The organism is Microbacterium sp., from assembly GCF_049650565.1.
Classification (GTDB): domain Bacteria; phylum Actinomycetota; class Actinomycetes; order Actinomycetales; family Microbacteriaceae; genus Microbacterium.
Window position 1 is genome coordinate 40,738 of the sequence record NZ_JBASAK010000021.1, and the last position, 13,940, is coordinate 54,677.

Here is a 13,940-nt window from a genome sequence, read left to right on the forward strand (position 1 = left end):
AGTCTGACTCATTTCGAGTCGGAATTCCTGCAAGCTGGGCGGATCGATCGCGCCGACGCGGTGTGGCACGATAGACGGGTGAAGGGCATCATTCTCGCCGGCGGTTCCGGCACGCGCTTGCATCCGATCACCCTCGGCGTCTCCAAGCAGCTGATTCCGGTCTACGACAAGCCGATGGTCTACTACCCGCTGTCGACGCTGATGCTGGCGGGCATCGATGACATCCTGATCATCACGACACCGCACGATGCCGCCCACTTCGAGCGTCTGCTCGGCGACGGATCCCAGTTCGGCGTGAGGATCGCGTTCGCTCAGCAGCCGTCGCCGGATGGGCTGGCGCAGGCATTCACCATCGGTGCGGACTTCATCGGAGATGATTCCGTCGCCCTGGTGCTGGGCGACAACCTGCTGTACGGCCCGGGCCTCGGGACGCAGCTGAAGCGCTACACCGATGTGGATGGCGGTGCGGTGTTCGCATACTGGGTGTCCGAGCCGCAGGCATACGGCGTTGTGGAGTTCGACGCCGAAGGCCGTGCGGTGTCTCTGGAGGAGAAGCCCGCGCAGCCGAAGAGCAACTATGCGGTGCCTGGCCTGTACTTCTATGACAACGACGTGGTCGATATCGCCCGCAAGCTGCGGCCTTCTGCGCGCGGCGAGTACGAGATCACGGATGTGAACCGCGAGTATCTGAACCGCGGCAAGCTTCAGGTGGAGGTCCTTCCCCGCGGCACGGCCTGGCTGGACACGGGAACGTTCGATCAGATGACGGATGCCGCCGACTACGTGCGCACGATGGAGCGCCGCACGGGCATGAAGATCGGCGTGCCAGAGGAGGTCGCGTGGCGTCAGGGCTTCCTCAGCGATGATGCGCTGCGCGAGCGTGCCGAGAAGCTAGTGAAGTCGGGCTACGGAACATATCTGCTGGAGCTGCTGGAGAGGGGCGAGCGTTGAGGCTTCTGGTCACCGGCGGTGCCGGGTTCATCGGATCCAACTTCGTGCATCACGTCGTGGCGCACACCGACGATCATGTGACGGTGCTGGACAAGCTCACCTACGCAGGCAATCGGGCGTCGCTGGCAGGGCTCCCCGAGGACCGGGTCGAGTTCGTCCACGGCGACATCGCGGATGCCGCGCTGGTCGATGAGCTGTTCGGGCGGGTGGATTCCGTGGTGCATTATGCCGCGGAGTCGCACAACGACAATTCGCTGAACGACCCGTCGCCGTTCCTGAACACGAACATCATCGGCACGTACACGCTGCTGGAGGCCGCACGCCGGCACGACGTGCGGTTCCATCACATCTCGACCGACGAGGTGTATGGGGATCTGGAGCTGGATGACCCGAACAGGTTCACCGAGCACACCCCGTACAACCCGTCCTCGCCCTACTCGTCCACGAAGGCGGGCTCCGATCTGCTGGTGCGCGCCTGGGTGCGCTCGTTCGGCGTGCGGGCCACGATCAGCAACTGTTCGAACAACTACGGGCCCTATCAGCATGTGGAGAAGTTCATCCCACGTCAGATCACCAACGTGATCCGTGGCATCCGCCCGAAGCTGTACGGCGCCGGCCTGAACGTGCGCGACTGGATCCACGCCGACGACCACTCCTCGGCGGTGCTGACGATCCTCGAGCGCGGTGAGCTCGGGCAGACGTACCTGATCGGCGCCGACGGGGAGAAGAACAACAAGGACGTCGTCGAGCTGATCCTCACGCTGATGGGGCAGGATCCCGCGGCGTACGATCATGTCACCGACCGTGCCGGGCACGATCTGCGCTATGCCATCGACTCCACGCGGCTGCGCACAGAGCTCGGCTGGCAGCCGCGGTACCACGACTTCGAGGCAGGCCTGGCCGCGACCATCGACTGGTACCGGCAGAACGAGGCATGGTGGGCGCCGTCCAAGGATGCGACCGAAGCCTTCTACGCAGGCAAGGGCCAGTGAGCGTCGAGTTCGGCAAGCAGCTGGTCGTCGCCGAGACCTCGATCCCCGGCCTGCTCGTCGTGGACATGCCCGTGCACGGCGACTCCCGGGGCTGGTTCAAGGAGAACTGGCAGCGGCAGAAGATGACGGATGCCGGACTGCCGGACTTCGGGCCGGTGCAGAACAACATCTCCTTCAACGACGCTGTCGGCACCACTCGCGGCATTCACGCCGAGCCCTGGGACAAATTCGTCTCCGTCGCCACCGGGCGGATCTTCGGCGCCTGGGTGGACCTGCGCGACGGCCCGACGTTCGGGACGGTCTTCACCACCGAGATCGACCCATCGCGCGCAGTGTTCGTGCCCCGCGGCGTCGGTAACTCATACCAGACGCTCGAACCCGACACGGCGTACACCTACCTGGTCAACGACCACTGGTCCCCTGATGCCGCGTACGCGTTCCTCAATCTCGCCGACCCCACGGCGAACATCCCCTGGCCGATCCCGCTCGCAGAAGCCGAGATCTCCGATAAGGACAAGCAGCACCCCGCCCTGGCCGACGCGGCGCCCGTCGCCCCGCGCAAGATCCTCATCCTCGGATCGAACGGACAGCTCGGGCGTGCACTCCGCGCCGAGTACGGCGATGCCCCGCACGTCGAATACGCCTCACGCGCCGAGCTGGATGTGACCTCGCCGGACCTCGACTCCGCGCGCCGGTGGCGCGACTACGGCACGATCATCAACGCCGCCGCCTACACCGCCGTCGACACCGCCGAGACTCCAGAGGGCCGGGCCGCCGCCTGGTCTGCCAACGCCGCAGCGCCCGCCGCCCTGGCACGCATCGCAACACGATACGGAATCACGCTGGTGCACGTCTCCAGCGACTACGTCTACGACGGCACATCCGAGACGCCGTACCGAGAGGACGCGGCATTCAGCCCCCTGGGCGTCTACGGACAGTCCAAAGCCGCAGGCGACCTGGCCGTCGCCACCACACCCCGGCACTACATCATCCGCACCTCCTGGGTGATCGGCGACGGCAACAACTTCGTTCGCACCATGGCCTCCCTCGCCCAACGCGGCATCAACCCCAACGTGGTCAAAGACCAGACCGGCCGACTCACATTCACCGCCGACATCGCCCGGGGCATCCGACACCTGCTGGAGAACGAAGCCGAGTACGGCACCTACAACCTCACCGGCGACGGCCCAGCGCAGACCTGGGCGGATATCGCCAAGAACGTCTATCGCCTCACCGGTCATGACCCGTCTCGGGTTACAGGTGTCTCGACGACCGAGTATTTCTCGTCAGTGGTCGGACCGATCGCGCAGCGTCCTCATAACAGCACTCTGGATCTGTCGAAGATCCTCGCGACTGATTTCATCCCTCAGGACTCCGCGATCTCGTTGGCCGAGTGGCTTGTGCATCAGCGCGGGGGCGACTTCTGAGAAGTCGCGTATGCGGATGCTAGGCTGACGGTCCGCGCCACTGGCCAGTTCAGGGCGCCGCAGTACAAGAAACAGGACCCATCAATCACCTTGAATCCCAGAACGACGCGTGCGAAGTCGCGACACGAACTCGCAGCGGATGGCACCGCAGGGTACCGGTCGGATATTGATGGTCTGCGCGCACTGGCGATTGTGCTGGTGGTCGTATATCACGTGTGGCTCGGTCGTGTCTCCGGCGGAGTAGACGTCTTCCTGATGATCTCTGCGTTCTTCCTGACTTCGTCATTTGCGCGCCGCGTGAAGCGAGGTCTGCCGCTCACTCTGGGAGCGTTCTGGATTCGCAAATTCCGCAGGCTTCTCCCGGCTGCTGCCGTCACGATCCTCGGCGTCGTGGCCATAGCACTGACGTGCTATCCCGAGGTCGAGTGGCCCCGAGTATGGCGCGACGCATGGTCGAGTCTCTTCTACTTCGAGAATTGGACACTCGCCGTCTCGAACGTCGACTATTACGCGCGCAATGCTGTGACACCGAGCGCTTTCCAGCACTTCTGGTCATTGTCCGTGCAGGGGCAAGTGTTCATCATCTGGCCGTTGTTGATTGCACTGGTCGCGGTGATCACGAGGCGTCACCTACATCTCGCGCTTCCCCTGCTCTGGATCTTGTTCTCCTTGTTGTTCGCCGGCTCGCTGGCCTTCTCGATATACGAGACTGCTGCTGCACAGTCGTTCGCATATTTCGACTCCCGGACGCGACTATGGGAATTCGCCGCAGGTTCGCTCGTGGCACTCGCGCTTCCAAACGTGCGACTCCCCGCCGTTGTGCGGACGCTCCTCGGTTGGCTGGGCGTCGTCGGCATTGTCATTTGTGGGCTCGTCCTTGACGTGCAGGGCGGCTTCCCTGGCTACTTCGCGCTGTGGCCGGTGCTGTGCACGGCTGCCGTCATCGTCGCGGGCAGCAAAGAGGCTCCTTATTCCCCGTCGCGTCTTCTGGCTTCACGTCCGCTGCGATTTCTTGGGCGTGATGCGTATGCACTGTATCTTGTGCACTGGCCGATTCTGATCACATGGCGGGTGATCACGGATCGACCTGCGCCCGGGCCGTATGCGGGTTTGGCGATCATTCTGCTGTCGTTTCTCATCGCACGCGTGGTGGCTTGGGGAGTTGAGGAGCCTCTGCGTCACGCGGCCGTTTTCGACCGCAATGCATGGCGTGGAGCTGCGGTGGTGGCCGGGGCAGTTGTGGTGGTCGCCGCGCCCCTGACCATTTGGCAGACAAGCGCCATCGCGCACGCGAACAACATTGTGGCGGCCGGCAATCCGGACTATCCCGGTGCCGCGCAGATCGGGGCATCCACTCCACTGCCCAGCCTCCCACTGAAGCCACCGGCGCTCTTGAGGGATCGGGACTGGGTGGACCTCGGCGTGGCATGCGATGAGCTCGAACCGAGTGATCCGCGTCTGGGCGGCAGCTGCATGAGTAACCGTGCCGCGCATGATCCGACTGCGCCCCTCGTGCTGGTGATGGGAGACTCGCATGCACAGCAATTGTCCTCGCCCTTGCGAGCTGTCGCTGACGACAATGCGTGGGGCCTCGTCGCACTGCTAAAAGGCGGATGCTCGATTGGGGTCAACGCACCGTCCACGTCCATCACTGGACCGCCGTGTGAGGAGTGGCGCCATGCGGCGCTGGACTATGCGTTGGAATTGAAGCCTGCCGCGGTCTATCTCATTGTCACTCGCGCGACGGCGGACGGCCAGGAGGAGTTCATCAATGGTATCCAGGACATCATTGAAGACCTCACACGAGAGGGGATACCCGTGGTGGCAGTCCGGGACAACCCGCGGTTCGCTGCTGACATGTATGTGTGCGCGAGCGAAGGAGACCATGACTGTGATGTTCCACGCGTACCCTCGACGGTCGACATGGGCACCCTCGAAACCGCGTCGGATCTTGTGACCGCCGTTGACTTCACGCCGTGGCTGTGCCCCGACGGAGTGTGCCATTCAGTGATTGGCAACATCGCTGTGTACCTCGATGACAATCATGTGACGGATTCGTATGGACGGACGATGGGGCCGATGCTCGCCAAGATGCTCAGTGACGGAGGCTTCCCGTTGCCTGCCCTGTCCGGGGCCAGCGTCGGCTGACAGGGGAGCCGTTCTCGTAGCGATATGCTTACCGATGCATCGAATCACCCGGGACGAATCCTGACCTCACCCTTTGAAAGCAGCAGCGTGATACAACGGACAGTGACATCCGCACGGTTGAGGGTACGCGGGTGACGGTCGCTATCCAGCCTGAGCGTCTGGTGAAGGCGAGCCACAAACGGGTTTTCCGCACTGACATTCAGGCCATGCGCGCACTTGCGATTGCGCTAGTCGTACTGACCCACCTCTGGCCGACCAGATTCAGCGGAGGCTACGTCGGCGTCGACGTGTTCTTCGTCATCTCGGGATTCCTGATCACCGGCCACCTGATGGCGGAACTGACGCGAACGGATGGGGTGAAGCTGGGACGCTTCTACGCGCGACGTATCCGACGTCTGATTCCGGCGGCGATGGTCGTGCTGGTTTCGTCTCTGGCGCTTGTGTATGCGTTTCTGCCATACCCGCGCTGGGAGCGCAACGCGTGGGAGATCCTCTCCAGCGCAGGTTACGTTGAGAACTGGTTCCTCGCCTCCAAGTCCGTCAACTACTCAGCGCTGAATGACGCGGCCAGCACAGTTCAGCACTACTGGTCACTGTCGGTCGAGGAGCAGTTCTACATCGTCTGGCCATTGATCCTGATCCTGGCTGGAACTTTGTTTTTTGGTCTACGCCGAGGGAAGGCGGCCACCGCCGCCAGCATGCGACGGCGAGTGCTCGGTGTGGTCATGCTGCTGACCGTTGTCTCATTCATCCTCAGCATCGCCTATACCGCGGCAGCTCCCGCACCTGCATATTTCGCGACGTTCACCAGGGCCTGGGAGTTCGGTGTCGGCGGTGCATTGGCGCTGGCAGGACCCTACATCCGCATCACGCAATTGATGCGAAATGTGTTCAGCTTCCTGGGGCTCGCGTTGATCGTCGCGACTGGAATCCTGTACGGTCACACGACGCCGTTCCCGAGTGGTTATGCCGCGGTTCCTGTGATCGGGGCCGCGATGATCATCGCGGCAGGAACGCCCCGTGCCGGTGACGGCCCTGTCGTCCTACTGCATGATCGCCTCACCGCAACGCGCCCGATCCAATGGCTTGGTGCTGTGTCGTATTCGGTCTACCTTTGGCACTGGCCGTTGATCGTCATTGCGCCGTTCGCGCTGAATACGTCGATGACCGGTCCGCTCAGGGTCGGCGTTCTGATGATCTCGTTGCTGCTCGCCGGCTTGACCAAGCATTTCATCGAGGATGGCGGCCAGCACTGGCGCTTCTGGAACAACTCCAGCCCGCGCGCCTTCGCCGTGATGCTGGCCGGATTCCTGTTGATCGCTGCCTGCGTCGCTGGTGTTCTCTCCATCTACTATCCGCGAGCGGCTGCCGATCGACCTCCTGCGACTGTTGCGATGAAGCCGTGTCAAGGACCGGCGGCGATGGCACCGGGAGCGGACTGCCCTGACAGATTCACCAGCGTGAACTACGTAGTGATGACGGCGAAGAACGAGTACTACTACACGCCGCCCGAATGCGGCGACTTTATGTCTGAACTCACATACGGCGAAAAGAAGACGACGATGACCTGCGACTTTTCCGCCGGGACATCGAAGCCGCTGCAGGTGGCACTGGTAGGCGACTCACATGTCCAGCAGTGGCAGGGCGCGGTTTTCGACCTCGCCCGCAGGCATCATTGGGTTGTCACGACCAGCTATTTCGGCGGCTGTCCCGCGACGGACGCCGAGTTCATCGGGTTCCGCACTTCCTGGGGTGCTGCCGACGTGCTGGCGTGTCGGCAGTGGTCACAGGACATTTCCAAGTACATCGCGTCGAAGAGCCCGGATGTGGTCTTGACGAGCATGGCTGCTCGCGATCAGCTGTCTGACGATGGCAGCGGGAGACCGCAGGCGCAGCAGATGGTCTCCGGACTTGCGAGCTATTGGAAACGATGGACTGCCAAGGGCATTAGGGTTCTCCCGATCGTCAACCCGCCCTACAACGCTGAGGTGAGGCCGCCGGACTGCCTGATGCTCAACGAGAAGGATCCAGTGTCGTGTGCGCGCCCGCGAGCGGAGGCGAGCCCGTTGGACCCGATTGCAACCGCATCCAAGGCATTGAAGCTGCAAGCGTTGGATCTCACCGATCGGTTCTGCGACGCGGGATCCTGCTACGCAGCGATCGGCGGGGTGCCGGTCTACTACGACGCCGACCACCTCAATCTCGAGTACGTGCGGCTCCTGGAGCCGGAGGTAGCGAATGCGATCACTGCTGCTACCGGCGCCCGCTGAACCCGCGATAGCGCACTTTCTGCTGATCGGTCAGCCAGGGTCATCCGATTAGACTCGACTGAAGAAGATCGGCGCGAGAGACTCGTCGCTCAACGCTCTTAGAAAGCAGAACTTTTCATGGATCTCCTCGTCGTCGGGTCGGGTTTCTTCGGCCTCACCATCGCCGAGCGCGCCGCAGCAGCCGGCCGCAGGGTGACTGTCATCGACCGTCGCTCGCACATCGGCGGCAACGCCTACAGTGAGGCCGACCCTGAGACGGGGATCGAGATCCACCGCTACGGCGCGCACCTGTTCCACACCTCCAACGCGACGGTGTGGGAGTACGTCAATCGCTTCACGACGTTCACCGACTACGTGCATCGCGTCTACACGCACCACAACGACGTCGTCTATCCGATGCCGGTGAACCTGGGCACGATCAACCAGTTCTTCAGTGCCGCGTACTCGCCTGCCGAGGCGCGTGCGCTCGTCAAGGAGCAGGCCGGGGAGTTCGATGTGAAGACCGCGTCGAACTTCGAGGAGAAGGGCATCGCCCTGGTCGGGCGCCCGCTGTTCGAGGCGTTCTTCCGCGACTACACCGCCAAGCAGTGGCAGACCGACCCGCATGAGCTCTCCGGCGACATCATCAGCCGCCTGCCTGTGCGGTACACCTACGACAACCGCTACTTCAACGACACCTGGGAGGGCCTGCCCACCGACGGCTACACGGCGTGGCTGGAGCGGATGGCGGATCACCCCAACATCGAGGTGAAGCTGGGCGTGGACTACTTCGACGAGTCGCAGCCGCTGAACAAGGCAGCCACGGTCGGGCAGCTGCCCATCGTGTACACCGGTCCCGTCGACCGGTACTTCGACTACGCCGAGGGCGAGTTGAGCTGGCGCACGCTCGACTTCGAGCAGGAGACCGTGGACGTCACGGACTTCCAGGGCACCAGCGTGATGAACTATCCCGACCTGGACGTGCCGTTCACCCGCATCCACGAGTTCAAGCACTTCCACCCCGAGCGCAAGGACGTCTTCAACTCCGACAAGACCGTCATCATGCGCGAGTTCTCGCGTTTCGCGACCCGTGCCGACGAGCCGTACTACCCGGTGAACACCGAGGCCGATCGCGACGGACTGCTCGCGTATCGCGAGCTGGCCAAGGGCGAGAAAGACGTGCATTTCGGTGGGCGCCTGGGCACCTACAAGTACCTCGACATGCACATGGCGATCGGATCCGCACTGTCGATGTGGCGTAACGATCTCGCGGGCCAGGACGACTGATCCGCGCATGAGCAGGACCACGGTCGGCGCTCCGGGGACGCCGCGACGATATGCGCACTCGCTGTGGCTGCTGTCGGCGCGCGATCTGAAGGTGCGCTACGCCACCAGCATGCTCGGCTACCTGTGGTCGGTGCTGGATCCGCTCGTGATGAGCCTGATCTACCTGATGGTCTTCACGTTCTTCTTCAAGAAGGATGTCGGAGCCGAGCCGTATATCGTCTACCTCATCGCAGGGCTCCTGCCCTGGGTATGGTTCAACACCTCGGTGTCGGACTTCACCCGCGCGTTCCGCAAGGACGCGAAGCTCGTGCGCTCCACAGCCATCCCGCGCTCGATCTGGATCAATCGCATCGTATTGAGCAAGGGCGTCGAGTTCCTCTGCTCGCTGCCCGTGCTGGCGCTTTTCGTGATCATCAACATGCTGGTCGAGACCGACCCCGCCAAGACCGCCCACGTCGGCTGGGGACTGCTGCTGCTGCCCGTGGCGGTCATCATGCAGACGGCCCTGTTGGTCGGGCTCGGGATGCTGGTCGCGCCGCTGTGTGTGATGTTCACAGATCTCGAGCGCACGACCGCGCTCATCCTGCGCGCGCTGTTCTACGCGACTCCGGTGATCTACTCCGTGCAGAATCTGCCGGAGCCGTTCCAGAGCATCCTGTCATTCAACCCGCTCACCGGCATCTTCATGCTCTATCGGTCGGCGTTCTTCCCCGAGCTTCTCGAAATGGGTCCCGTTCTCATCAGCGCGGGGATGTGTGCGGTGTTCCTCGCGCTGGGATCCTGGGCGTTCCGCGCCCTCGAGCGATCCCTGCTGAAGGAGCTGTGATGACGTCCGCGATCGAAGTCCACTCGCTGGGCGTGCGGTTCCGCCGCAACAGGCGGGGCAGGCGCAGCTTCAAGGACCTGTTCGCCGGTGCACGTCGGCGCTCCCGCCCCGGCGAGTTCTGGGCACTGCGCGATGTGTCGTTCGCTGTGCAGCCGGGGGAGTCCATCGGGGTGGTCGGACGCAACGGGCAGGGCAAATCCACGCTGCTGCGGCTGGTCGCGGGCGTCCTGCTCCCGGACGAGGGCAGTGTCGCCGTGCACGGCGGGGTCGCGCCGCTGATCGAGCTCACCGGCGGATTCGTGGGCGACCTGACGGTGCGCGAGAACGTGCGCTTGACAGCCGGCCTGCACGGCATGCCGCGCGAGGAGATCTCCCGGCGCTACGACGACATCATCGCCTTCGCTGAGCTGGCAGGTTTCGAGGACACTCCCTATAAGCACCTCTCCAACGGCATGAAGGTGCGGCTGGCCTTCTCGGTCGTCTCGCAGCTGGATGAGCCCATCCTGCTGGTCGACGAGGTGCTGGCGGTCGGCGACAAGGCGTTCCGCGACAAGTGCTACAAGCGCATCGACGAACTGCTCGCCGACGGCCGCACGCTGTTCTTCGTCAGCCACAACGAGCGCGACCTGCGTCGCTTCTGCAGCAGAGGCCTGTACCTCGACAAGGGGGCGCTGGTGCTGGACGGCCCCATCGCGCAGGTGCTCGACCGCTACAACGCCGACCACAGCCCGCGCTGAGGAGGGGCCACTCGCCTGAGTAGTTCGGTACGCGATTTCACGCTAGGCTCGAACAGCAACGACGCTCGGGCCTCGAGTCGGTCGACTTTATCCTGAGGGCGGTGCGATTGCATGGTGAGTCTTGTTCGGCGTGCATTGAGAAGTGCACGCAGGCGGATCCGCGCGGCGCGTCATCGGAAGCATGGACCGATCTACCTCGTATCCGCCGCCGGGCAACCGAACTTCGGAGACGAGTTCATCACGCGAGCTTGGCTGGATTGGCTGGCACGGCACCATCCGCGGCGTCATGTTTGGTTGGACTGCATGGAGCCCGGGCGGGCCGCACATCTGTTCCGCAACACGCACCCGCTCCTTCATACGACCAACACGCTGTGGCAGACAGCACATTCCCTCGGTACTGACGATGTCGAGTCGTCGGCTGCAACGATGGAGCGCCTGGTCACACAGTTGGGCTCCCCGAAGGTTGATTTCGGCCTACGAGACCTGCGGGGGATGGCATCCATTCACCTGCTCGGTGGCGGCTACTTCAACACCATCTGGCACAGGAATCTCGGCATTATTGCGGCGGTCACTGCAGTCAAGCGCAATTACGGCGTGCGTATTTACGCGACAGGGCAGGGGTTGCTGCCTCACGAGTCGGAGAGCCAGGAATGGATGAAGGCGCAACTCGCGCAGTTCGACTACGTCGAGTCGCGCGACGCGAGAGGATCGGCGCTTTTCGACATCCATGCGGGTACAGATGACGCTTTTCTAGCATTCCAAAATAGCCGACCGGTGTATGCGGATCGCGCCGATCTTCCAGACGCGATGGTGCTCGTTCAGGGAGATATGGTCGACGAGGAGCGAGTGGGTCAGATTTCGGCCTGCATCGATGACTTCCTGGACGCCGCGGGGCCGGATGCATCGGTCGGGTTCGCTGAGGCAATTCCCCCGGAGGACGGCCGTTTCGCGGAATCGCGCGTGCGAGACGGAGCCGAGTTCTTCCCATTCATGCGGATCTGGGACGAAGGATTCCCCGCATACGAAGGGCAGACTTGGCTGACATCTAGATTCCACTTCCATCTGCTCGCTGCTGCAGCAGGCGCACGGGGGACGGTGCTGAACGTTAGACCGGGTTACTACGACATCAAGCATGAGCTGCTGCTCGAGCTCGGGACCGGTTGGACTCTGCAGTCGGAGGAGAAGGATGCGTCAGCATCGGCACCTGCGACGTCGCTGAAGTCGTTCCCTGCGCATGCCCGCAAGCTCGGACGCCACAAGGCACGTCTCGCGCGCAGGCTGTATCCGATGTGACGGCAGGTTGCTTTCACATCCCGATCAGGTCACGCAGACTTGCCACTGAGGCTTCTGCAGTGTTCACGGGAACCGCAGTCCGCGATCCCGCCTGCTTCTCCATCTCGGACAGTTGCGTGCTGTACTGCGATACGCCATCGCGCCACTTCGAGGAGATCGACGACGGCGGGGCGGCTTCCGCCAGTCGCTGAGCATCGTCCTGAAGGTTGCCGATGACAGCCTGCGCGTCCTGTCCACTGGACTTCGAGACGATGTCCAGACCCGTCAGCGCATCGTCCAGCCACCCGCCGACCTGGCCGCGGAAGGTCTCCAGACTCGGATCCGGAACCGGTGGCGGGCTCGTGACCGGCGTATCGCTGGGAGCGGGCTCCGCCGACGGCGTCGCCGACTCGGAAGGGCTCGCCGACGCGGACGCAGACGGTGACGTGGTGGCCGCGGGATCGGCATCCGGAGCACCCGGCCGCAGGGCCAGCCACAGCACCCCGCCGACGATCAGCAGCGCCACCACGGCGAGTACGACGATCAGCCACACGCGACCGCGCTTGGGCTTGTCGGGGGTGGGGGCCCACAGGTATTGCTGCTCGCTCATCATGCCTCCAGGGCGGGCATCGGCTGCCAGGTGCGGTCGCGGGCGATCCTGCCTCCGTCGCGCAGGCCGCGGAACAGGTTGCTCGTACCGCGCACGGTGTGCTCGACGAAGACCAGGCGGATCAGCTCCTTGAAGAACGTCGCCGTCGTGCCCAGGCCGAACAGCACCGGGTTGTACGCGTCCTTCGTGCGGTAGTAGTTCTTGATGTATGCCCGATTGCGCATGATGTAGTACCGATACGCGTTGCTGGACGCGTTCATGTGCCTGATGCCCATGTCCCACTGCCTGATCTCGCGGGTGCGGCGCAGCACGAACTCGTTGACGATCACGGCGGTCGTCAGCCGCGACGCCAGCCAGCCGTACATCTGGTCGTCCCAGTAGATGAAGAACCGCGGGTCGGGCAGGCCGATCTGCGCGACGATCGAGCGGTGGATGAACATGCCCTCGAAGCATCCGCTGTTCATCTCCTTGAAGCCGGAGTCGTCGAAGCCGCTCGGGGCGAACGGGATCGGGATGCCCATCCGGTCGGCGATGCGGTACTGCCAGTAGAACTCGCTGCCGTCGTAGTCGTAGCGGCGGCCCTGGATGCTCTTGAACCGACGCGACCAGTGACCCATCCGTGCCAGACCGTCGGGGAGCACCTCGACGTCGTCATCCATCAGCCAGATCCACTCCGCGCCCAGCTCGTAGGCGGTGCGCATGCCCTCGCTGAATCCGCCCGACCCGCCGGTGTTGGTCTCCAGGCGCCGGTAGACGATCTCGGTGCCCAGGCCCTCGCGGAACGACTCCACGACCTCGGTCGTGTCGTCGGTGGACGCATTGTCGATGATGACGACGCGGCCCGGCTTCGGGTCCATCGAGCGGATGCTGGTGAGCAGCCCGCGAAGCAGATGGGTGCGGTTGTAGGTGACGACGACGATCGCGGCGGATGCCGGGTCGAACTCGGCCCCGGTCATGCCTGCTCCTCGAAGAGGGGCGTCCGGCTCGTCAGATGCGTCAGGGAGGTCACGGATCAACAGCCTACCGGTCGCCTGTGTGGGATGCCTGGAGGCAGGCGCGGGCATGCCACCGACTACCATGGCCGGTGTGAAGATCCTCATCACCGGCGGCGCCGGTTTCATCGGCTCGACCATCGCCAGTGCCTGCGTCGACGCGGGGATCGAGGTCGTCATCCTGGATGACCTCTCCACCGGGCGCTCGGATTTCGGCGACGGCCGGAGCCTGTACGTCGGCGACATCGCCGACGCCTCGGTGATCAATCGCATCGCCGACGAGCACCCGGACATCTCGCTGGTCATCCACTGCGCCGCGCGGATCGTCGTGCCGGAGTCCGTCGCCGACCCGCTGGGCTACTACGACGTCAACGTCGGCCGCACCATCACCATGTTGCGGCTGCTGGCCGCGCGCGGCATCACGCGCGTGCTGTTCAGCTCGTCGGCCG

General features: G+C 63.7%; 12 protein-coding genes. 10 read left to right on the forward strand and 2 right to left on the reverse strand.

Annotated elements, in window-relative coordinates; all coding sequences use genetic code 11:
* Nucleotides 1-78: 78 nt before the first annotated feature.
* The 9 genes from rfbA to WA967_RS03385 all read left to right on the forward strand — a co-directional run bounded on the left by rfbA (nucleotide 79) and on the right by WA967_RS03385 (nucleotide 11,910).
* A complete protein-coding gene (gene rfbA / locus WA967_RS03345; RefSeq protein WP_424419480.1) occupies nucleotides 79-951 on the forward strand; it encodes a glucose-1-phosphate thymidylyltransferase RfbA in 873 nt (290 codons plus the stop codon).
* Nucleotides 948-1,943 carry a dTDP-glucose 4,6-dehydratase gene (gene rfbB / locus WA967_RS03350; protein WP_424419481.1) on the forward strand — a complete coding sequence of 332 codons (996 nt, stop codon included), beginning with the start codon at nucleotides 948-950 and terminating at the stop codon, nucleotides 1,941-1,943. The genes rfbA and rfbB overlap by 4 nt, the downstream gene beginning before the upstream one ends.
* Nucleotides 1,940-3,370, forward strand: coding sequence for a sugar nucleotide-binding protein (locus WA967_RS03355; protein WP_424419482.1), 1,431 nt, complete (start codon nucleotides 1,940-1,942; stop codon nucleotides 3,368-3,370). The genes rfbB and WA967_RS03355 overlap by 4 nt, the downstream gene beginning before the upstream one ends.
* A gap of 90 nt (nucleotides 3,371-3,460) precedes the next feature.
* Nucleotides 3,461-5,518, forward strand: coding sequence for an acyltransferase family protein (locus WA967_RS03360; protein WP_424419483.1), 2,058 nt, complete (start codon nucleotides 3,461-3,463; stop codon nucleotides 5,516-5,518).
* 131 nt (nucleotides 5,519-5,649) lie between these two features.
* Entirely contained in the window at nucleotides 5,650-7,788 is a 2,139-nt protein-coding gene (locus WA967_RS03365; protein WP_424419484.1) for an acyltransferase family protein, read from the forward strand.
* Between the two features lie 117 nt (nucleotides 7,789-7,905).
* A complete protein-coding gene (gene glf / locus WA967_RS03370; RefSeq protein ID WP_424419485.1) occupies nucleotides 7,906-9,054 on the forward strand; it encodes a UDP-galactopyranose mutase in 1,149 nt (382 codons plus the stop codon).
* Between the two features lie 7 nt (nucleotides 9,055-9,061).
* Complete coding sequence (locus tag WA967_RS03375; RefSeq protein WP_424419486.1) at nucleotides 9,062-9,880, forward strand: ABC transporter permease; 819 nt, start codon at nucleotides 9,062-9,064, stop codon at nucleotides 9,878-9,880.
* Nucleotides 9,880-10,617, forward strand: coding sequence for an ABC transporter ATP-binding protein (locus WA967_RS03380; protein ID WP_424419487.1), 738 nt, complete (start codon nucleotides 9,880-9,882; stop codon nucleotides 10,615-10,617). The genes WA967_RS03375 and WA967_RS03380 overlap by 1 nt, the downstream gene beginning before the upstream one ends.
* A gap of 111 nt (nucleotides 10,618-10,728) precedes the next feature.
* A complete protein-coding gene (locus tag WA967_RS03385) occupies nucleotides 10,729-11,910 on the forward strand; it encodes a polysaccharide pyruvyl transferase family protein (protein WP_424419488.1) in 1,182 nt (393 codons plus the stop codon).
* Between the two features lie 13 nt (nucleotides 11,911-11,923).
* On the opposite strand, the gene WA967_RS03390 is transcribed toward WA967_RS03385, so the two are convergent.
* Together WA967_RS03390 and WA967_RS03395 are read right to left on the reverse strand one after the other, a co-directional pair.
* Entirely contained in the window at nucleotides 11,924-12,499 is a 576-nt protein-coding gene (locus tag WA967_RS03390) for a hypothetical protein (RefSeq protein ID WP_424419489.1), read from the reverse strand.
* Nucleotides 12,499-13,455, reverse strand: a complete 957-nt coding sequence (locus WA967_RS03395; protein ID WP_424419490.1) for a glycosyltransferase family 2 protein — start codon at nucleotides 13,453-13,455, stop codon at nucleotides 12,499-12,501. Before WA967_RS03395 ends, WA967_RS03390 begins: the two co-directional genes overlap by 1 nt.
* 106 nt (nucleotides 13,456-13,561) lie before the next feature.
* On the opposite strand from WA967_RS03395, the gene WA967_RS03400 reads away from it, so the two are divergent.
* Nucleotides 13,562-13,940: NAD-dependent epimerase/dehydratase family protein (locus WA967_RS03400; RefSeq protein WP_424419491.1), on the forward strand; the 379-nt coding region annotated here is incomplete at its 3' end.